This window comes from Anoxybacillus pushchinoensis, assembly GCF_900111795.1.
Classification (GTDB): domain Bacteria; phylum Bacillota; class Bacilli; order Bacillales; family Anoxybacillaceae; genus Anoxybacillus; species Anoxybacillus pushchinoensis.
In genome coordinates this window covers 1-19,820 of sequence record NZ_FOJQ01000019.1, presented here as the reverse complement: position 1 = coordinate 19,820, position 19,820 = coordinate 1, and the positions used below count along the sequence as shown (strand labels likewise).

Below are 19,820 nucleotides of genomic sequence, written 5' to 3'. Positions count from 1 at the left end.
TAACCACTAAATTGAAAGTTCTTTTGATAGTTGATACATTTTTTGGTCAACTGTATGTTTTTGTGCTAACGCTTCAATGATGTCGTGGTCGACGAGATGATTGTTTTGAATACCAACGCAACGTCCACCTTTTCCTTCGAGTAACAATTCCACTGCGCGCGCACCTAAACGGCTAGCAAGTACACGGTCAAACGCTGTCGGTGATCCACCGCGCTGTACGTGCCCTAGCACAGTTACACGCGTTTCAAATCCTGTTGCTTCTTCAATGCGTTTACCGAAATCAACACCGCTGCCAACCCCTTCTGCAACGATGATAATACTATGTTTTTTACCGCGCTCATGTCCGCGCTTCAGACGAGCGACAATTTCATCCATATCATAATCAGCTTCTGGAATTAAAATGCTTTCCGCACCACCAGCAAGTCCTGCCCAAAGAGCAATATCACCAGCGTGACGCCCCATGACTTCAATAACGTATGTACGTTCATGAGATGTCGCTGTATCACGAATTTTATCAATCGCGTCAATCACTGTATTCAATGCTGTGTCAAATCCGATCGTAAAATCTGTTCCAGGAATGTCGTTATCAATCGTTCCCGGCACACCAACACAAGGATAGCCGTGCTCTGTTAATTTTTTCGCCCCTTGGTATGAACCGTCGCCACCAATGACAACAAGCCCCTCAATACCGTGTTTTTTCAACTGCTCAATTCCTTTTAACTGCCCTTCTAACGTTTTGAATTCTGGACAGCGGGCAGTATATAACATCGTTCCGCCGCGATGAATAATGTCGCCAACATCGCCAATCTCAAGCTTCTTTATATTCCCGGCAATCAATCCAGCATATCCGTGATAAACGCCGTACACTTCTAAGCCGTGGTAAATCGCTTTCCGAACAACCGCACGAATAGCGGCATTCATTCCTGGCGAATCGCCACCGCTCGTAAGCACACCAATTCTTTTCATCGCTCTTCACCTCTTTAAAAAAATAAAATAAGAAGTATGACCTCTTACTTTAAGATAACATGAAGGTATATGGAACACAATACATAATGAAATGTTTCACAAAACGTTGATTTTTCTCACTACAACAAGTTTTCCCAAAATCATTTATTTCATGTAAAAAGGCCATCCGATGATGACCATTTTACATAACCGATACATGTTGTTGAGATTCGATAAAATCGCCAATCTGTTTATATTTTTCGTATCGTTGCGCAATCAGTTGTTCAGCGCTTAATGGAAGCAATTGACGCAATGAACGTTGCAGCACATCGTCAATGTATTTCGCTTGCTCATCGACATTTCGGTGTGCCCCCCCACGCACTTCTGGAACGATCTCATCAATGACGCCGAGCTCTTTTAAATCTTTTGCTGTAATTTTCATCGTTTCGGCAGCTTTTTTTGCAAGCGATGCATCTTTCCATAAAATTGCGGCCGCTCCTTCCGGCGAGATGACGGAATACGTCGAATTTTCAAGCATATGAACATAGTTGCCGACACCAAGAGCAAGCGCACCACCACTTCCTCCTTCACCGATCACGATGCATACGACAGGAACAGTTAAGCCTGCCATTTCAAATAAGTTCCGTGCGATTGCTTCGCTTTGCCCCCGTTCTTCAGCAGCCTTTCCTGGATACGCCCCCTTCGTATCAATAAAACAAATAATCGGACGCCCAAATTTTTCCGCTTGCTTCATTAAACGAAGCGCTTTTCGATATCCTTCGGGATGTGGCATACCAAAATTACGACGAATATTTTCTTTTGTATCTTTCCCACGTTGATGACCGATGACAGTCACAGGTAATCCATGATATTTTGCAATTCCTCCTACGATCGCTTCATCATCCCCAAAACAACGGTCACCGTGACATTCGAAAAAGTTTGTAAACAATCGTTCAATATAATCAAGCGTTGTCGGTCGATTCGGATGGCGCGCAATTTGCACACGATCCCACGGGCTTAAGTTGGCATAAATATCATGTTCAAGCTTTTCAAGACGCGCTTCTAGTTTATTAATTTCATCTGAAAAATCGACATCGCGATGTTTCGTAAACTCTTTTAACTCACTAATTTTTTTCCTTAACTCTACAAGCGGCTTTTCGAATTCTAACTCGTACGCCATTCGTCCTCACCTCGCGCTTGGTGAATGTCTAATATATTCGTTAATGTGTCTTTTAATTCATGACGCGGAATGACAGCGTCTAATTGTCCGTGTTTTAATAAAAATTCAGCCGTTTGAAAATCATCTGGCAGTTCTTCGCGAACCGTTTGTTCAATGACTCGCCGCCCTGCAAAACCGATAAGAGCTCCTGGCTCAGCGAAATTATAATCTCCGAGCGAAGCGAAACTCGCTGACACCCCCCCGGTCGTCGGATGGGTCATGACGGAAATAATTAACCCACCTTGTTCGCTAAACAGTTTTAATGCTGCACTTGTTTTTGCCATTTGCATTAAACTTAACACACCTTCTTGCATACGTGCCCCACCTGAAGCGGTGAAAATAATGAAAGGAACGGATTTCTCCATTGCTCGTTCAATGGCGCGGGCAATTTTTTCTCCAACGACCGATCCCATGCTTCCCATACGAAATCGTGAATCCATCACGGCAACAACGACAGGAAAGCCGTTGATCGTTCCTTCCCCTGTCACAACCGCCTCATTTAGCTTCGTTTTCTCACGATCTTCCTCAATCTTTTCCATATATTGCGGGAAGTCGAGCGGGTTTTTAGAAAGAAGGTGACGGTCATATTCACAAAACGTTCCTTCATCTAATAAGCACGCAATACGTTCAGGAGCAGACATCGGATGATGATAGCCGCACGATATACAAACGCGTAAGTTTTTCACTAGCTCTTTCGTATACATAATCTTTTTGCATTTCGGACATTTCGTCATAATACCTTCTGGCACATCTTGCTTTGCTTGTTCAGACGGAATGGTCGCATATTTCTTCTTTTTAGAGAACAAATCTTTTAGCACATGTTTCCCTCCCCTACTTCGTCCATTTCTACTTTACCGAATAAAGACAACTTTGTTTGTCATATTGTGTCATTTGTCTTTCGACATATTTTGCATGACATATCGCTCATAAACAGCCACTGCTTCTACGCAACATTTTTTTTGTAGCGCCTGCGACATTTCGTCATAAAATTCGGAAGGGACATCTATTGTATATACGTGCTCAAAAAAGTCGTGTAATACGAGCCAAATGCGTAGCAATAAATAATTATCCGTTGCTTCCACAATTCGTCGAAAAAACAAATGGTACGTGTGCTCCACTTGCGCAATGTGCTCGAACTTCTCCTCTGTCATTCGTTCGCAAGCAAGCTGCAGGCACGTTCGCTCGATTAGCAATTTTGTTTCAACTAAATCCCGTTTTTCCCGATTTCCTTGTAAAATAAACGAACCGAGGAGTTGAATGAGCTGATGTTCACCGAACGGCTTCATAAACGTCCCTTCTCCGCGACGCGTTTCAATAAGTCCGAGCAGTTCTAACGCCCTTAGTGCTTCGCGAACAGAAGAACGTCCAACTTGTAATCTTTCAGCTAATTCTCGTTCAGAAGGAAGTCGATCTCCAGGTTGGAGACCTGCTTCCTCAATCATGCGATGAATTTGCCAAAACGTTTCAATGTACACTTTAGAAGTCGTCATCGTTGTGCTCACCTGCAATAGCTACTAATTGTCGCGTTCGTTGTTCTACCTCTTTTGGATCGAGCATCGTGCGTGCGACCCCTGTTTCGATTGCTGCTTTCGCCACAGCAGCGGCGACCGCTGGAGCAACACGAGGATCAAACGGAGCTGGAATGACATAATCGGCGCGCAATTCGTCTTCTGTAATTAAGTTGGCAATCGCTTCAACGGCGGCTATTTTCATTTGTTCATTAATTTGTTTTGCGCGCACATCAAGCGCCCCTCTAAACATACCAGGAAACGCCAAAACATTATTTACTTGATTCGGATAGTCAGAGCGTCCTGTTCCGACAACCGTCGCCCCTGCTTGTAGCGCCTCTTCAGGCATAATTTCTGGCATCGGGTTTGCCATCGCAAAAATGATCGCATCCCGATTCATCGTTTCAACCATGCCAGCTGTCAATGCTCCTGCAACAGATACACCAATAAATACATCCGCACCAACGATCACTTCTTGTAACGTCCCTGATTTTTTCTCCACGTTTGTCCATTGCGCAATTTCATGTTTGATGTCATTCATTCCGTACGGACGCCCCTCATAAATGGCCCCTTTTGAATCGCACATAATCATATGTTCGACTCCGTAACAGCGGAGCAACTTCATGATCGCAATGCCTGCCGCACCTGCTCCGTTAATCACGACTTGAATATCTTCCATCTTTTTGTTTACTAACTTTAACGCGTTGACTAGACCCGCAACAGTCACAATCGCTGTTCCGTGCTGGTCGTCGTGAAAGACAGGAATGTTCATTTCTTCCTTTAATCGCTCTTCAATAATAAAACAATGCGGAGCAGCAATATCTTCTAAGTTGATGCCACCAAACGTCGGTTCAAGCAGTTTAACTGTTTGAATGATTTGTTCCACATCTGATGTATTTAAACAAATCGGAAAGGCATCAACTCCGGCAAAACTTTTAAAAAGCACAGCTTTTCCTTCCATAACCGGCAATGCTGCTTCCGCCCCAATGTTTCCAAGTCCTAATACCGCACTTCCATTCGATACAACAGCTACCGTGTTCGCTTTTAATGTATAATCGTATATTTTGATTGGATCGTGAGAAATAGCTTTGCACGGTTCGGCCACACCAGGAGAATACGCCAAACTTAAATCATAGGCGTTCCTTAATGGCACTTTCGCTTTTACTTCTAGCTTCCCTTGATAACGTTCATGCATACGAAGCGCTTCTTCAAACAACGGCACAACATCTTCCTCCCTAAAAAGTCGTCAACAACTGGTCTGACCACTTAACTTCTATAAAAATATAATAAAAATGAAAAATAGTAAAGCTTTTTATTTTACGACAACGTTTCCGTCCCCAAGCAATGCCGTCAACTGCTTCATGCATTCATCTTGTGGAGAAACGGCATATTCATGGGAAAGCTGTACTTTTTTCCTCTCCGCCTCATAATACAAAACAACAGGTACATGCCCACGATAAGTTGTTAACACGTTTTTTAACTGTTGCAACACGATCGGTGATGCATGTTGTTCGTCAATTTTCACGTATACACACTCTGGCTTCCTCAGTTGTTGCACAATTAGATGCCAACCATTCATCCGTTTCTCTATTTTCCCTTCCATATACAACACCGTTCCTTGTTGCAATATGGAATGAAAACGTCGGTAGCTTGCTGGAAATACAATAGCATGCCATTCATCGCTATCGTCACAAATTGTAAGAAACGCCATCTCTTCTCCCTTTTTTGTCCGCTTTTTCATCACCTCCTCAACGTATGCGATCACTTTACCGTAATTTGATTCTTCCTTTTCCCACTCATACATTCGTTTTGCTCCCCATATCGAATAAAAATGCGAAAATGACTCAACAGGATGTGGAGATACGTATACGCCGAGCCATTGTTTTTCATGCTTGAGCTGATCGATAAGCGATAACGGCTCAGCATGGACGTACTTTGGTCGTATATGAGGAAGCGATGTGAAAAACTGTGCATGCTCAAACGCCACATCTATACTTGCATAAAGAGTAGCACGCTCGATACGAAATTCATCAAAGCAACCAGAAAAAATGAACGCTTCAACCATTTTTCTTTGTGAAGGTTCGAGTCGTAGTCGGGAAACAAAATCAAAAAAATCGGAAAACGGTCGCTTTCGGCGCTCCAGAATAACTTGTTTGATAAAGGCAGAGTTAACTTGTTTAATCGCTAAAAACCCAAAACGAATACCGTTTTCATCAACAGTAAAGTGCTCTTCACTTCGTCCGATCGAAGGAGGAAGTAATCGTATTCGTTTTTTCCGAAGTTCGTACACACATTGCATCATTTTTTCTTTTTGACCGCTTACGTTTGTTAATAATGCGGCATAAAAATCGAGCGGATAATGCGCTTTAATATACGCCATCATATACGAAATGTAACTATACGTGACCGCATGACTTCGATTAAATCCATACCCAGCAAATCGAACGATGAGCTCGTACAATTCGTTTGCGACATGATCAGCGTATCCATTTTGCATACATCCTTCAATGAAGCGCCTTTTCTCTTTTTCCATTTGCGCGACGTCTTTTTTACTTATTGCTCGACGTAATAAATCAGCTTGGGTTAACGAAAAGTTTGCCATTTTCTCAGCAATTTTCATAATTTGTTCTTGATAAATGATGACGCCATATGTTGACTGCAAAATCGACTTCAAATCATCATGCATGTAAACGATCGATTCACGACGATGTTTGCGAGAAATGTATGTTGGGATTTGCTCCATCGGGCCTGGACGAAATAGAGCGTTTACTGCAACAATATCTTCGAACGTTGTCGGTTTTAATTCGCGCAATACCCGCTTCATTCCTTCTGACTCAAGCTGAAATACGCCAAATGTATCTCCTTGGCTGAAAAGAGCATACGTTTGTTCGTCATCAAGCGGCACGTCGTCAAAACGTAAACGACGTCCTGTCCGTTTTTCAATACTATTTATCATCTGCTCGATCGTCGTTAAATTTTTCAATGCAAGCAAATCAAATTTTAATAGTCCTATTTGTTCAAGCGCATCCATCGCATATTGCGTCACATATGTTGTCGTTTGCCCACTTTGAAGAGGAACGATGTCCGTTAATGGGCATGGGCTAATGACAATGCCGGCAGCATGAATCGACGTATGCTTTGGCAATCCTTCAATACGTTGCACCACGCGATGCCATGGCCGTGTATGGTCGAGTCGCCCGGTATGTAACGTTTGTTGTACGTCGTGTTCATCTACATCAAACACACGACCAACTTCGCGAATCGCTGAGCGCGTTCCGAACGTCCCAAACGTAATAATTTGTGCAACGTAATCTTTTCCATATTTTTGTTCAATGTAGCGAATCACTTCTTCGCGACGATCATCAGGAAAATCGATATCTATATCGGGAAGTGATAAACGAGCTGGATTTAAAAAGCGTTCGAACAAAAGTCCATATTGCAACGGATCGATTTGTGTAATGCCGAGTATGTAGGCAACGAGAGAACCTGCCGCTGACCCGCGCCCTGGCCCGACGAATATGCCTTGCTCGCGGGCAAAGCGAACAAAGTCGGCAACAATTAAAAAATAGTCGCTAAAGTTCATCTGTTGAATGATTTGTAGTTCGTATTGTAATCGATCAACGTACGGTTGCGGACGATTTGGAAAACGTTTCGTCAATTGCTCCCAACACCATGATTGCAAATGCTCATCAGCTGTTGTCCCTGAGGGGACAGGATAGCGCGGCATAAACCATTGCTCATGCTCAAACGTTACATCGCATCGCTCTGCAATGCGCACCGTTTCTTCCACCGCCTCATGACATATAGAAAATAAGGCAGTCATATCATCTGCACTTTTCAAATAATATTCATTTGCTGCCAAACGAGGTCGGCTCGAATCGGTCATTTTCTTCCCGTGCTTCATCGCAAGCAAACATTCATAAGCAAGAGCATCTTCTTTATACATGTAGCGTACATCGTTTGTCGCCACGAGCGGCATGTCCCATCGTTTACTATGTTCAAAAAGTAGCGGCAATAAATCTTCTTGTTCTTGTAAGCCATGTCGCTGCACATTTATATAAAAATCGCCGCGTTGAAATAGCTTGGCGTACGTGTGCACGAGCGTTTCTGCTTGAGCAATTTCTCCGTTCAGCAAATGCTGCTCCACTCGCCCATGTACCCCGCTTGTCATACCGATTAATTCGCTCGTGTAGCGGGATAAGTTACATAAAGAGATACCCTTTCCGTCATTTAATTGAATGGCTGTAGCAATATGGACAAGTTGACGATACCCGTCGTTATTTTTCGCCAACAGCACCAGTTGATCTGTATGCCCGTGCTCATCAAATACTGTCGCAATCATACCGATAATCGGTTTGATTCCGTGCGCTTGACACGCCTTATAAAACGGAATTACCCCATACAAGACGTTTTCATCCGTTAACGCAACTGCTGAAAATTGAAGCTCACGCGCCCGCATAACGAGCTCCTCAATTTTCACCGTGCTACTTAATAAGCTATAACCACTTCGCACTTGTAGATGGATAAACGACAATGTGTCTCCCACCTTTTCTATTTTTTTCTATTAGGTTATCAATTTTATTAAAATCATAGAATAATGATAAAGATTTTAACAAAATTGTTTATCCGTCCACGCCGTTTAAGCGACATGTACTCGGATCGGGTGTAACCCCACACCCGCTATCCCATTGGCGAACGCCTTTGGGAATACTTTTCTCATGATGTTGTATGCCCCATTGACATCTGCGTGGATGAGTGTTCCGTTTTCAGATTGAAACAGCCCACGCTTGATGCGCGTTCCTTTGTATTGTTTTTGCTTTTTGATTTCTTCCATGTCTAAAAAACTGCATTTGGATGTATAGCTTTCTTCTGTCACGATGACACGAATCCCATGCTGTTTTGTTTTGTACTGCAACTGATGAAGAAACGTTTGATACGGAATGTGAACGAACGCTTGATTCGTGCGCTTTCCGAGATGGACTTCACGCTTCCAATCTTTATTCATCCCCACCACAATCGTATCGCAGTCTAAAGACAACGCATGTTTGATGACAAAGGCACTCGCTTGGTGCATAAAGTTTTCTACGATGCGGTTTCGTTTTTCTGTCATTTTGCTCATTCGTTTTGTCCAATCGAGTCCATTCATCTGTTTCGCTACTTTGCGGTAGTGGCTCATTTGTTTGTTGTAGTATTGATTGACGGATTTTAGACCTTTACCATTGATGACGATCGGTTGTTTGCCCACGTTGTTCACAATGGTTGCGAAGTTATCTAATCCTAAATCAATACTGATGCATCTGTTGTGATCTTGTTTTTGCGGTGGAATAGGGATTTTGTAAACGACTTCGACGATGATATGGCGGTGTTTCGGAATGAATCGGACTTGTTGAAGCTTCCCTTTCATGTTTGTCTTTAACCGAAACCCTTGAAAGCAGGCAGGAAACGTGATATGTTCATCGACGACTTTGCATGATTGATTCGTTAGCACAAGCACATACCGTCCGTCTTTTTTGAGATATTTGGGCGGTTTCGGTCTGCCTGTATATTTGTCTTTGTTTTTTGCCCAATCTTTCATCGACTTAAAAAATGATTGCCAATTTTGATGGAGCATTCTTAACGTTTGTTGGGCGGATTGAGCCATTGGCATCGCTCGATAGTCTGCATCCATCCCTTCTGTTTTCAGCAACTTGTCTAGCTTGTTGTAAGAAAGATACGTGCCGTGTTGGAAAAACGTTTGCCTGACTTGATAGTTGGCGAAGTTGTACAAATTTTTTGAACGAAAACAATATTCGTCGATCATCGTATAATACGGATGGTTTGGATAAATGATGTGCCTTTCCACTCGATTCGCCATCATGATCGTTGTTCACCTCGCTTTCTCTTTTACTATATATGTTCATCAGAGAGCCATGCAATAAGATGTAAAGATAATCACAAAAGAAGTGTGATCTCAAATATATTTTATCAAAATTTTTACGATTGAATGAAAAAACAGAACCATATATGTTGAAAAGCAAAACATACCTTGCTTGTTTGTCCCATATACATAGTATACAGAAGGAGTGAGCGAGATGGAGATGAAAACAGCGTTTTTGCCTGCTTTTATTCAAAGCTATTTCATCGCTTTAGGTGTGTTAGTAGGAGGAGCATTCATTGGCGGATTTGGGGCTTTTTTATCTGGTGAACCACCGCTAACAATGATGTACCGATTCGCAAGCAGTTTAAAAATTTGGGCGCTAATTGCGGCGATTGGTGGGACGTTCGACACGTTTTATAGCGTGGAACGCGGCTTTTTTCAAGGGGAAACACGCGATGTCATTAAACAGTTTTTACTTATTTTATCAGCGACTGGAGGAGCCCAAACAGGTATGACGTTCATTCGCTGGTTTACACAGGAGCATAGCGTATGAGAGTTCCACCATACACACGCGATCCGGGCTGGCAACGATTTTTCGCTGGAGCCATGATTGGTGCAATCGTTAGTTGGATCGTTTTCGCACAAATTTTTGGCATTTTGCAAGAGAAACAAGTACGCCAATTAAAAACTCAGCAAGAAATCATTGCGCAGCTAAAGCATGATTTAAACATTTGGCAACAAGATTATGTTCAGCTGAATGAAGAAAATAAAAAGCGACTGATGATTCAATCGATTGATGTGAAAGTAATTAACGCCCAATCTTACGGCATCGATACGTACACAACATTTCGCATTGAAGAAAATATAAAAAAAGACATTCAACATATTACAGCGAAAGATATTGAAACAGTATATAAAAGCAAAGAGCTATTAAAAAAAGCAATTGAAAATAAAACATACGTCATTGACAGTCGAACGTACCGTCTCGATATCGAAACGATTTTATTTTTCACTAACGTATCGATTGAAATAAAATTAAAGCAACAGTAGATATGTCCTACTGTTGCTTACATACTTCATTTAAGTCAGCCAATACGTGTTTTACTTCTTCCCACGAATAGATGGACGCTCCTGCTGCTAGCGGATGACCTCCACCGCGATATTTTTTAGCTACTTCATTGACGATCGGACCTCTTGAGCGAAGACGAACACGAATTTGATCATCTTCCTCCACGAAAAATACCCACGCCTTTATTCCTTCAATATTTCCAAGCACGCTAACGAGTTGTGAAGCTTCTGTTGGCGTCGCATCGTACTGGCTCAATAGTTCCTTTGTTAATACAATGTGGGCAACGCCGTGTTCAGACAGCTCGAAATGTTGCAACACATACCCACTTAAATGAGCAATCGATAATTTTGTTCGGTATAGTTGTTCGTACAAATCAACAAAAGAAAAGCCGTACTCGATTAGCTCGCTCGCATACTTAAATGTTTTCGGATTCGTGCTAGGGAAAAGGAAACGACCTGTATCGCCAACAATGCCAGCATAAATTAAGCGAGCTGCCTCTTTCGTTAAAACAAGGCCGCGCTCTTTTCCCATTAAATATAGCTCATAAATCATCTCACTAACCGAGCTGGCACTCGTATCTACCCATAATATGTCACCGTACGGATCTTCATTTGGATGATGATCGATTTTAATAATTTTCTTTCCGAGCTTATAGCGTTGATCGCATACGCGCTCTTCATTCGCCGTATCGCAAACGATCACAAGAGCATCATGATACATTTCATCTGGGATGACATCCATTTTACGCAAAAATTCGAGCGATGGTTCATCTTTTCCAACCGTATATACTCGTTTTTCTGGAAATGACGCTTGAATTAGTTCTGCTAATCCTCCTTGCGAGCCGTACGCATCAGGATCTGGTCGAACGTGACGGTGGATAATAATGGTGTCAAACTGTTCAATATGATCAATAATTTCCAAAACTTTTTGTTCCATAGCGCTTCTCCCTTTTTTTCTCCATTAAAACATATTTTATTATGATTCGAAAAGATGTAAAATAATCACGCAACAACTTTTTATGTCGGAGGGTTAGATATGCCAATATTTGTTATACTTATCGTCTTTTCATTGTCGTTTTATTTGTATTACAAAATCAAATATGTTCGCAGTAAAAAGCCGATGGAGCGGAAATGGATTAGTGCTAAATCAAGCATAGCGCTCGGCTCGTTTGTATTTTTCTTTGCAATTAACCAATTTCTCATTCATCGCTCAACTGTCTCGCTCATTGTCGGCATTGTTTTTCTCCTCGTTGGTGCGGGAAGCATATGGTCAGGCTATCGCGCTCATCGCTACTATTTTCCGCTTGCGGTAAAAGAGGCGGAAGAGACACAATAGGCTGCTACATGCAGCCTATTGTCGTTCAAGTAATTGACACATCATTAACGCCTTTCCGACAAGCGTTCCTTCATTAAATACTTCGACGTCCACCTTTCCAAACTTACGACCGATTTCTAATAATTTTGGCTTAATATCGATGACCGTATCAATTTGTACAGGTTTAATAAAATAAATTGTAATGTTTTCGACAACAAGGTCTCCACGCTTATGTAGGCGAAGAGCCCTCGTTGCCGCCTCGGTCACAATAGTTGTAAACACCCCGTACGATAACGTCCCTAAATGGTTTGTCATTTGCGGAGTAATGTTGCAGCGAAAAACACCGTCAACCGTTTCGGTTAAAAACTGGGTAGTGACAATATCATCGATCGTCTCACCGACTTGTGGCTGGCGTTGTGCGAGTTGCAATGCTTTTAATACATCTTGTCGGCTAATGATTCCTTGTAACCGATTGTATTCATCAACAACGGGCAATACTTCAATTCCTTCCCACACCATCATATGCGAAGCGGAAGCGACAGACGTTTTTCCGCTTACTGTAATCGGATGTTTCGTCATTACTTTTTCAATCGGCACATCACGCTCGTAACCCATAATATCTTTTGCTGTCACAATACCTTGCACTTTTAATTGTTGATCAATTACAGGAAAGCGACTATGTTTCGTCTCTCGATTTAGCTCGTACCACCGTTCTACTTGATCTGTTACATACAAATATGCTGTTTTTTCAAATGGCGTCAAAATATCTTCGACGAGAACAATTTCCTTTTTAATGAGCTGATCATAAATGGCTCGGTTAATCATCGTCGCAACTGTAAACGTATCATAACTTGTTGAAATAATTGGCAATTTCCGCTCATCCGCTAATTTTTTCACATGCTCTTCCGTATCAAAACCACCTGTAATCAAAACGCCTGCGCCCGCTTCAATCGCTAGTTCGTGCGCTTTCGTCCGATTGCCGACGATCAATAAATTCCCCGCGCCTGTATATCGCATCATTGCTTCAAGCTTCATCGCACCGATCACAAATTTATTTAACGTTTTATGTAATCCTTCTTTTCCCCCAAGCACTTGCCCGTCAACGATATTGACAACTTCCGCATACGTTAGCTTTTCGATATTTTCTTTCTTTTTTTGTTCAATTCGAATCGTTCCGACGCGCTCAATCGTACTGACGTATCCTTTTGTTTCGGCGTCTTTTATAGCACGATATGCTGTTCCTTCGCTTACTCCCATTTCTTTCGCAATTTGGCGAACAGATATTTTTTCCCCAACTGGTAATGTTTCGATATACTGTAAAATTTGTTCGTGCTTCGTAATCGTCAAGTTGCCCCACCCTTTTTCGACAGTTTGTTACTTTTTATTATAAGGGTGTGCTTGACCGCATTCAATGAGCGTTTTTACAGCTCGATACTTTCGCCAACATGCAATACGCGCCCCACACCATCAATCATCTTCACAAATCGTTGCGGATCTTGTTGAATGACCGGGAATGTATTGTAATGAATCGGCACAACTGTTTTCGCTTTTAACCATCTCGCCGCAACTGCCGCATCCTCTGGTCCCATCGTAAAATTATCGCCAATTGGTAAAAAGGCAACATCAATATCATTCATTTCCCCGATGAGCTTCATATCAGAAAATAACGCTGTATCCCCCGCATGGTAAATCGTCTTTCCTTCCGCGCTAAACAAAATACCGCTTGGCATTCCTGTATAAACGATCGTTTCGTTTTCTTCTACATAGCTTGAGCCATGAAACGCTTGCGTCAGTTTTATTTTCCCAAAATCAAAAGAAAACGATCCACCGATGTGCATTGGGTGAACGCGAACACCTTTCCATCCTAAATACGTGGCTAATTCATAAGGAGCAATGACAAGAGCATCGTGTTTTTTCGCTAATGCAACCGTATCGCCCACGTGATCATTATGTCCGTGTGTCAATAAAATAACGTCAACGTAAACATCCTCCGCTTTTAAATCTGTCGTCGGATTGCCTGTAATAAACGGATCAATGAAAATTGTTTTTCCGCTCGTCTCAATTTTAACAACAGAATGTCCGTGATAAGTGACTTTCATATTTCGTGCTCCTTTCTTTGTTTTTGACATAATTTTGTTTCTTCATTTGTTCACTATTTCCTTCTTTTTTTGTTCATGATAAGCTGAAAAAGAAAGGATGTGAACAGGATGGAACGAATAAGTAAGCTTCAACAAAAGTTGAAAGAAACGAATAGCTCATGGGCATTCATTACATCAACGGCAAACGTTTTTTATTTTAGTGGCTTTTACAGCAACCCACATGAACGACTGCTAGCCATTGTCATTTTTCCAGATGAAGAACCGTTTCTTATTTGTCCAGAAATGGATGCAAATCAAGCAAAACAGTCAGGGTGGGCGTATAGAATTGTTAGTTATGACGACGTTCACGATCCGTGGCATATGTTAAGCAACGAGTTAAGTAAACGAAATGTACAAAATGAGCGTATCGGTATCGAAAAAAATCATTTAACAGTCAATCGCCTCGAACGACTTCAAACATGTTTTTTACATGCATCGTTTTTCGATTTGACCGATACGCTACATGAATTACGAATGACAAAAGATGAAAAGGAGCTGCAAAAGCTCCGTCAAGCAGCTGAGCTAGCTGATTTTGGTGTCGATGTTGGCGTCCGTGCCCTAAAAGAAGGAAAAACAGAACTAGAAATCATCGCAACAATTGAATATGAGTTGAAAAGAAAAGGGGTGCGAACGATGGCTTTTGACACGATGGTGCTTGCCGGAACAAATAGCGCGCATCCTCACGGTGTTCCAGGAACGAATCGCATCCAAACGGGCGATTTTGTCTTATTTGATCTCGGTGTCGTACTTGATGGCTATTGTTCCGACATTACGCGCACCGTCGTACTTGGACAGCCAACAGAAGAACAAAGACGTATATACAATACGGTGTTGCAAGCACAACGAGCTGCCATTGACGCTTGCCAAATCGGTGCTCCAATCGGAAGCATCGACAAAGCTGCCCGTTCGCGAATTGAACGAGAAGGGTATGGCGAGTATTTTCCTCATCGCATCGGACATGGACTCGGCATCGATGTTCATGAATACCCTTCGATGAACGAATCAAACACGACCCCTCTTCAAGCTGGGATGGTATTTACTATTGAACCTGGCATTTACGTCCCATCTGTCGGTGGCGTACGCATTGAAGATGACATGTATATGACTGAAAAAGGACCGCTCACGTTAACAACATATCCGAAAGAACTACAAATTGTATAGGCTGTCATGTTGGCGGCCTATTTCCGATACCGATGAATAACATCAAGCCCCCCCGTTACTTCAATCACAGCTCCTGTAATCATATCTGAAAAATCATCACATAAAAACTCAACAACACGTGCAATATCTTCCCCTGTACCCGAGCGACCAATAGGGGTCATCTCATCTTTCTGTTGACGAGCATACGCAATCGTTGCTTCTTTCATTTCTCCAATAATATTTCCTGGACAAACCATATTCGCTGTAATGCCATGCTCTGCTTCCTCAAAAGCGATCGTTTTTGTTAATGATACAAGTCCAACTTTGGCTGCACTAAACGCTGAGCGATACATCCACCCTGGCGCATGGTCCGCCCCTTGAAAACCGTATGTTACGATGCGACCAAAATGTTGAGCGCGCATAATCGGAACAACTTGTTTAAACAAATGAAACATCGCACTTAAATTCCCTTCAATCATCTCATACCATTCGTTATCCGTATAATCCGCCAACTTTTTCCGCTCAAATATGTAAGGACCCGCATTATGAATTAAATAATCGATGCGGCCAAACTTCGCGAACGCTTCATTTACAAGACGAACTAAATCTTCTTTTTTCGTCACATCGCCTTGTACGAAATGAAGTCGGTCTTCACAATGGCGATATGCTTCTTTTAACGATTCAACAGCCTGAATGTCGCTTCGATAATGGACGGTAACAGCGCATCCTTTTTCCAAAAAACGTTCCGTCACTTTTTTTCCGAGCCCTTTCGTTCCTGCCGTTACAATCGCATGCCTCACTAATTATCCCTCCATCCATGCTTTGCTACGTTTATCGTACTACAAACTGACGGAGGAAAACACATTTTATGCTCGATCATAGCGATAAACAAAAGAGGCATTATCGTCTCTTTTGTTTATCGTCCTGTTCAATGACGCCGCTAATGTATGCGTCTGTAATTTGTTCAGTCACTTGCGCGATCTCTTCTTCATCGTAATAAAGCTGTTCTTTTTGCTCTTTTTCTCGCATCAATATTCACTCCTTTTGTCATAAATTTTTCGACAATACGTAGTGTTTGTTTTACAAAAAATGATATACTTGAATTGGAAGGAAAATTTTTTTATTGGGGGAATGGCTATGTACAAGTACAAAAAGATTTTAGTCGCCGTCGATGGCTCAAAAGAAGCGGAATGGGCGTTTAAAAAAGCGATTGAAATCGCCAAACGAAACGATGCTTCACTTGTTCTTTCACACATTATCGACGTTCGTTCGTTCGCAACGATCGAAGCATACGATCGTACAGTTGCCGAGCGAGCGGAAAAGTTTGCGAAAGAATTATTGCAATCATACGAAAAACAGGCGATCGATGCAGGAGTGAAAGAAGTCGTCACAGACATCGAATACGGTTCCCCAAAAGTGAAAATTTCCAAAGAAGTTGCTCCAAAGTATGAAGTTGATTTAATCGTTTGCGGCGCAACAGGAATGAGCGCAGTTGAACGATTTTTCATCGGAAGCGTTTCTGAACATATTACACGATACGCTAAATGCGACGTGCTTGTCGTACGCACACCTGAACAAACAGAGGCATAAAAGCGTTTGCTTTTATGCCTCTAACATTTGTTTTACTTTTTCAATTGCTTTTTTCACTTCTGTAAATCCTGTGCCCCCCGCGCTCGTGCGGCGATTCACTGCATTGTGCGGATCAAGCGCTTCATAAATATCTTCTTCAAATAAAGGCGAAGCTTGGCGATATACATCAAGCGGCAAATCCATTAAAAATATTCCTCGCTCTAAACATGTAAGCACAAGCTTCCCAACGATTTCGTGCGCCTCGCGAAACGGCACGCCCTTTTTTGCTAAATAGTCTGCTAGTTCCGTCGCATTTGAAAAATCTTGTTTCGTCGCTTTTTCCATCACGTCTACACGAACGGTCATCGTTTCAATCATACCCGCAAAAATTTTTAAGCTACCGATCACCGTCTGAACAGTATCAAACATTCCTTCCTTATCTTCTTGCATGTCTTTATTGTAAGCGAGCGGCAACCCTTTCATGACGGTCAACAACGCGATAAGGTGACCATACACCCGCCCCGTTTTTCCACGAATAAGTTCAGCCATATCTGGATTTTTCTTTTGCGGCATAATGCTGCTTCCTGTCGCAAACGTATCATCTATTTCAATAAACTTGAACTCTTCACTCGACCAAAGAATAAGTTCTTCACAAAAACGGGATAAATGCATCATCAACATAGAACTATGACTTAAAAATTCAATAATAAAGTCCCGGTCGCTCACCGCATCTAAGCTATTTTCATAGATGCTGTCAAAACTAAGAAGCTTGGCGGTCAAGTGGCGATCAATCGGAAACGTCGTCCCTGCGAGCGCTCCAGCACCGAGTGGCGATTTGTTAATGCGCTTTAACGACTCTGTAAACCGTTCACGGTCGCGTTCAAACATCCATACGTACGCCATGAGATGATGGGCAAACGAAATCGGCTGCGCCCGTTGCAAGTGTGTGTAACCCGGAATAAGCGTTTCGATATGTTGTTCTGCTTTTTCGACAAGCACACGTTGCAATTGACGAATAAGTTCAATAATCTCCATCACTCGTTTTCGCAAATATAAATGCATATCTGTCGCGACTTGGTCGTTTCGACTTCTTCCAGTATGAAGCTTTCCTCCAACTGGACCAATTTCATCAATTAACATTTTTTCAATGTTTAAATGGATATCTTCATAGGCAACAGAAAAGGAAAGTTCTCCGTTTTTCGCTTTCTCTAATAACTTGGTTAATCCTTTTTTAATCGTCTCGACATCTTCTTTCGGTAAAATACCGCACTCGCCGAGCATCGTCACATGGGCGATGCTTCCTTCTATATCTTCTTCAACGAGCTGTTGATCAAAATGGATCGATGCTCCGAAGTCATCGACCCATTGTGCAGCTGTTTTTGTAAATCGTCCACCCCATAACTTTTTCACACGTTCACCTTCTTTTGGCTATTGACGATGCTATATACTTTCGTAGGCAAGCCAAATAAAGAAATAAATCCGACTGCTGCTTGATGGTCAAATTGGTCTTCTGACGTATATGTTGCTAGTTTTTCATCGTATAACGAAAACGGCGATTTCCGTCCTTCTACAATCGCATGACCTTTAAATAATTTCACACGTACAACACCTGTTACATTTTTTTGTGTCTCTTTTAAGAAAGCGACGAGCGCATCTTTTAATGGTGAAAACCAAAGGCCGTTGTAAATGACTTCCGCTATTTTTTGTTCAATGACTGGTTTAAAATGGGCGACTTCTTTCACAAGCGTTAAGTCTTCTAGCTCTTTATGTGCTTTTATGAGCGTTATCGCTCCTGGACATTCATATACTTCGCGCGATTTAATGCCCACAAGTCGATTTTCCACATGGTCGATGCGGCCGACGCCATGTTTTCCAGCTAACGCATTAAGCTCAAGAATAAGCGCTGCAAGCGGGTACGCCTTTCCATTAATCGTTTTTGGTACTCCTTGCTCGAAACCAATTTCGATAATATCCGGTTCATTCGGTGTATGTTCAAGTGAAGCTGTCAATTCATACGCCTCTTCTGGCGGCGCTGCCCATGGATCTTCTAAAATGCCGCACTCGTTACTTCTTCCCCATAAGTTTTGATCGATCGAGAACGGGCTATCTAAGTCAATCGGAATCGGAATGTTATGTTTTTTCGCATATTCAATTTCTTCTTCGCGCGACCATTTCCATTCACGAACAGGTGCAATGACTTTTAAATTCGGATTTAATGCTTGAATCGATACTTCAAAGCGCACTTGGTCATTTCCTTTTCCGGTACAGCCGTGCGCAACAGCAACAGCACCTTCTAGTTCAGCAATTTCAACGAGCTTCTTTGAAATTAACGGACGGGACAACGCAGAGACGAGCGGATATTTTCCTTCGTAAAGGGCATGAGCCTGCAAAGCAATAAGCGCATATTCATTCGCAAATTCTTCTTTTGCGTCAATCATATATGACTTGACAGCACCAACTTTTAGCGCTTTTTCTTTTACAAATTCTAAGTCTTTTCCTTCACCCACATCTAAGCAACAAGCAACAACATCATATCCTTGTTCTTGTAGCCATTTAATCGCTACCGATGTATCTAATCCCCCAGAATAAGCGAGCACTACTTTTGGATTTGCCATGATCGTTCCTCCTTAAAGAATAAAAATACTAACAACTTAATATTTATTCATTTTGCATATTAATAATGTAACAGCTATTTTTCTTTTTTTCAATAACTATTTTGATTCACTACCGTCGCATAAATGATGTCTGAATTTTCAGTTTTATTTTTTCTGGACTTTAGAGAAAAAACGAAAACACCTAAGCGAGGGTAGTAGACATCCATTTTTTTACTATAACCTATGACTTGTGCAACAACGACTGGCAAACCTTTATGGGACGCTGTTTCCTTCGATTTTTCGTAACCAAATGTGAGCGGATTTCCACAAAGAAGCCTTCAAATAGCGACTAATTTGTAAGTAACTGCGTTCGCTATTCGTGTTCAACTGAGCTAAAACATTCAGACAGTACACTATCATGGCTACGTACACTTGATTATGTACAGCTTGTTCACTGTGACCAAAAA

19 protein-coding genes and 1 pseudogene are annotated in these 19,820 nt (G+C 42.0%); 5 read left to right on the top strand and 15 right to left on the bottom strand.

The window, feature by feature from the left end:
- Positions 1-6: 6 nt before the first annotated feature.
- The 7 genes from pfkA to BM213_RS07070 all read right to left on the bottom strand — a co-directional run bounded on the left by pfkA (position 7) and on the right by BM213_RS07070 (position 9,529).
- Positions 7-966 carry a 6-phosphofructokinase gene (pfkA, locus tag BM213_RS07100; protein ID WP_091702417.1) on the bottom strand — a complete coding sequence of 320 codons (960 nt, stop codon included), beginning with the start codon at positions 964-966 and terminating at the stop codon, positions 7-9.
- Between the two features lie 181 nt (positions 967-1,147).
- Positions 1,148-2,125, bottom strand: coding sequence for an acetyl-CoA carboxylase carboxyl transferase subunit alpha (gene accA / locus BM213_RS07095; protein WP_091702414.1), 978 nt, complete (start codon positions 2,123-2,125; stop codon positions 1,148-1,150).
- Positions 2,110-2,982, bottom strand: a complete 873-nt coding sequence (gene accD, locus BM213_RS07090; RefSeq protein WP_091702411.1) for an acetyl-CoA carboxylase, carboxyltransferase subunit beta — start codon at positions 2,980-2,982, stop codon at positions 2,110-2,112. The genes accA and accD overlap by 16 nt, the downstream gene beginning before the upstream one ends.
- 69 nt (positions 2,983-3,051) lie before the next feature.
- On the bottom strand, positions 3,052-3,654 hold the full coding sequence (locus BM213_RS07085) for a FadR/GntR family transcriptional regulator (protein ID WP_208601881.1): 603 nt from the start codon (positions 3,652-3,654) through the stop codon (positions 3,052-3,054).
- Positions 3,641-4,894, bottom strand: a complete 1,254-nt coding sequence (ystJ, locus tag BM213_RS07080) for an NADP-dependent malic enzyme (RefSeq protein WP_091702406.1) — start codon at positions 4,892-4,894, stop codon at positions 3,641-3,643. Before ystJ ends, BM213_RS07085 begins: the two co-directional genes overlap by 14 nt.
- 90 nt (positions 4,895-4,984) lie before the next feature.
- Positions 4,985-8,206, bottom strand: coding sequence for a DNA polymerase III subunit alpha (gene dnaE, locus BM213_RS07075; protein ID WP_091702404.1), 3,222 nt, complete (start codon positions 8,204-8,206; stop codon positions 4,985-4,987).
- Between the two features lie 105 nt (positions 8,207-8,311).
- Positions 8,312-9,529 (bottom strand): RNA-guided endonuclease InsQ/TnpB family protein, encoded by a 1,218-nt coding sequence (locus BM213_RS07070; RefSeq protein WP_091702401.1) that lies wholly within the window; start codon positions 9,527-9,529, stop codon positions 8,312-8,314.
- Positions 9,530-9,743: 214 nt separating this feature from the next.
- Between BM213_RS07070 and ytrH the strand changes: the two genes are divergently transcribed.
- The gene (gene ytrH / locus BM213_RS07065; protein ID WP_091702399.1) at positions 9,744-10,082 is read left to right on the top strand and encodes a sporulation membrane protein YtrH; all 339 of its coding nucleotides are present in this window, start codon (positions 9,744-9,746) and stop codon (positions 10,080-10,082) included.
- The gene (gene ytrI / locus BM213_RS07060) at positions 10,079-10,579 is read left to right on the top strand and encodes a sporulation membrane protein YtrI (RefSeq protein WP_091702397.1); all 501 of its coding nucleotides are present in this window, start codon (positions 10,079-10,081) and stop codon (positions 10,577-10,579) included. Before ytrH ends, ytrI begins: the two co-directional genes overlap by 4 nt.
- A 7-nt stretch (positions 10,580-10,586) precedes the next feature.
- On the opposite strand, the gene BM213_RS07055 is transcribed toward ytrI, so the two are convergent.
- The gene (locus BM213_RS07055; RefSeq protein ID WP_091702394.1) at positions 10,587-11,534 is read right to left on the bottom strand and encodes a DHH family phosphoesterase; all 948 of its coding nucleotides are present in this window, start codon (positions 11,532-11,534) and stop codon (positions 10,587-10,589) included.
- Positions 11,535-11,633: 99 nt separating this feature from the next.
- Here BM213_RS07055 and BM213_RS07050 point away from each other — a divergent pair, with 99 nt between their 5' ends.
- The gene (locus tag BM213_RS07050; protein ID WP_091702391.1) at positions 11,634-11,933 is read left to right on the top strand and encodes a YtpI family protein; all 300 of its coding nucleotides are present in this window, start codon (positions 11,634-11,636) and stop codon (positions 11,931-11,933) included.
- 15 nt (positions 11,934-11,948) lie between these two features.
- On the opposite strand, the gene BM213_RS07045 is transcribed toward BM213_RS07050, so the two are convergent.
- On the bottom strand, positions 11,949-13,259 hold the full coding sequence (locus BM213_RS07045; protein WP_091702389.1) for a CBS domain-containing protein: 1,311 nt from the start codon (positions 13,257-13,259) through the stop codon (positions 11,949-11,951).
- A 74-nt stretch (positions 13,260-13,333) separates the two neighbouring features.
- Positions 13,334-14,011: a metal-dependent hydrolase gene (locus BM213_RS07040; protein WP_091702386.1), complete on the bottom strand. Its 678-nt coding sequence runs from the start codon at positions 14,009-14,011 to the stop codon at positions 13,334-13,336.
- 108 nt (positions 14,012-14,119) lie between these two features.
- Between BM213_RS07040 and BM213_RS07035 the strand changes: the two genes are divergently transcribed.
- Complete coding sequence (locus tag BM213_RS07035) at positions 14,120-15,211, top strand: M24 family metallopeptidase (protein WP_091702383.1); 1,092 nt, start codon at positions 14,120-14,122, stop codon at positions 15,209-15,211.
- A gap of 17 nt (positions 15,212-15,228) precedes the next feature.
- Here the strand turns inward: BM213_RS07035 and BM213_RS07030 are convergent, their stop codons facing one another.
- Entirely contained in the window at positions 15,229-15,990 is a 762-nt protein-coding gene (locus tag BM213_RS07030; protein WP_091702380.1) for an SDR family oxidoreductase, read from the bottom strand.
- A 100-nt stretch (positions 15,991-16,090) separates the two neighbouring features.
- Positions 16,091-16,219 carry a hypothetical protein gene (locus tag BM213_RS15150; protein WP_279625318.1) on the bottom strand — a complete coding sequence of 43 codons (129 nt, stop codon included), beginning with the start codon at positions 16,217-16,219 and terminating at the stop codon, positions 16,091-16,093.
- A 108-nt stretch (positions 16,220-16,327) separates the two neighbouring features.
- Between BM213_RS15150 and BM213_RS07025 the strand changes: the two genes are divergently transcribed.
- Positions 16,328-16,780, top strand: coding sequence for a universal stress protein (locus BM213_RS07025; protein ID WP_091702377.1), 453 nt, complete (start codon positions 16,328-16,330; stop codon positions 16,778-16,780).
- 12 nt (positions 16,781-16,792) lie between these two features.
- Here the strand turns inward: BM213_RS07025 and argH are convergent, their stop codons facing one another.
- From argH to BM213_RS07010, 3 genes and pseudogenes are all read right to left on the bottom strand, one after another.
- Complete coding sequence (gene argH / locus BM213_RS07020) at positions 16,793-18,169, bottom strand: argininosuccinate lyase (RefSeq protein ID WP_091702375.1); 1,377 nt, start codon at positions 18,167-18,169, stop codon at positions 16,793-16,795.
- Complete coding sequence (locus BM213_RS07015; RefSeq protein WP_091702372.1) at positions 18,166-19,374, bottom strand: argininosuccinate synthase; 1,209 nt, start codon at positions 19,372-19,374, stop codon at positions 18,166-18,168. The genes argH and BM213_RS07015 overlap by 4 nt, the downstream gene beginning before the upstream one ends.
- Positions 19,375-19,626: 252 nt before the next feature.
- A pseudogene (locus BM213_RS07010) lies at positions 19,627-19,820 on the bottom strand (IS4 family transposase); the annotation flags it as partial.

Excerpts from the sequence above, each read along its gene's own strand:
- pfkA (WP_091702417.1), bottom strand. The coding sequence starts at position 966 with ATGAAAAGAATTGGTGTGCTTACGAGCGGTGGCGATTCGCCAGGAATG.
- accA (WP_091702414.1), bottom strand. The coding sequence starts at position 2,125 with ATGGCGTACGAGTTAGAATTCGAAAAGCCGCTTGTAGAGTTAAGGAAA.
- BM213_RS07085 (WP_208601881.1), bottom strand. The coding sequence starts at position 3,654 with ATGACGACTTCTAAAGTGTACATTGAAACGTTTTGGCAAATTCATCGC.
- BM213_RS07070 (WP_091702401.1), bottom strand. The coding sequence starts at position 9,529 with ATGATGGCGAATCGAGTGGAAAGGCACATCATTTATCCAAACCATCCG.
- ytrH (WP_091702399.1), top strand. The coding sequence starts at position 9,744 with ATGGAGATGAAAACAGCGTTTTTGCCTGCTTTTATTCAAAGCTATTTC.
- ytrI (WP_091702397.1), top strand. The coding sequence starts at position 10,079 with ATGAGAGTTCCACCATACACACGCGATCCGGGCTGGCAACGATTTTTC.
- BM213_RS07055 (WP_091702394.1), bottom strand. The coding sequence starts at position 11,534 with ATGGAACAAAAAGTTTTGGAAATTATTGATCATATTGAACAGTTTGAC.
- BM213_RS07050 (WP_091702391.1), top strand. The coding sequence starts at position 11,634 with ATGCCAATATTTGTTATACTTATCGTCTTTTCATTGTCGTTTTATTTG.
- BM213_RS07040 (WP_091702386.1), bottom strand. The coding sequence starts at position 14,011 with ATGAAAGTCACTTATCACGGACATTCTGTTGTTAAAATTGAGACGAGC.
- BM213_RS07035 (WP_091702383.1), top strand. The coding sequence starts at position 14,120 with ATGGAACGAATAAGTAAGCTTCAACAAAAGTTGAAAGAAACGAATAGC.
- BM213_RS15150 (WP_279625318.1), bottom strand. The coding sequence starts at position 16,219 with ATGCGAGAAAAAGAGCAAAAAGAACAGCTTTATTACGATGAAGAAGAG.
- BM213_RS07025 (WP_091702377.1), top strand. The coding sequence starts at position 16,328 with ATGTACAAGTACAAAAAGATTTTAGTCGCCGTCGATGGCTCAAAAGAA.
- BM213_RS07015 (WP_091702372.1), bottom strand. The coding sequence starts at position 19,374 with ATGGCAAATCCAAAAGTAGTGCTCGCTTATTCTGGGGGATTAGATACA.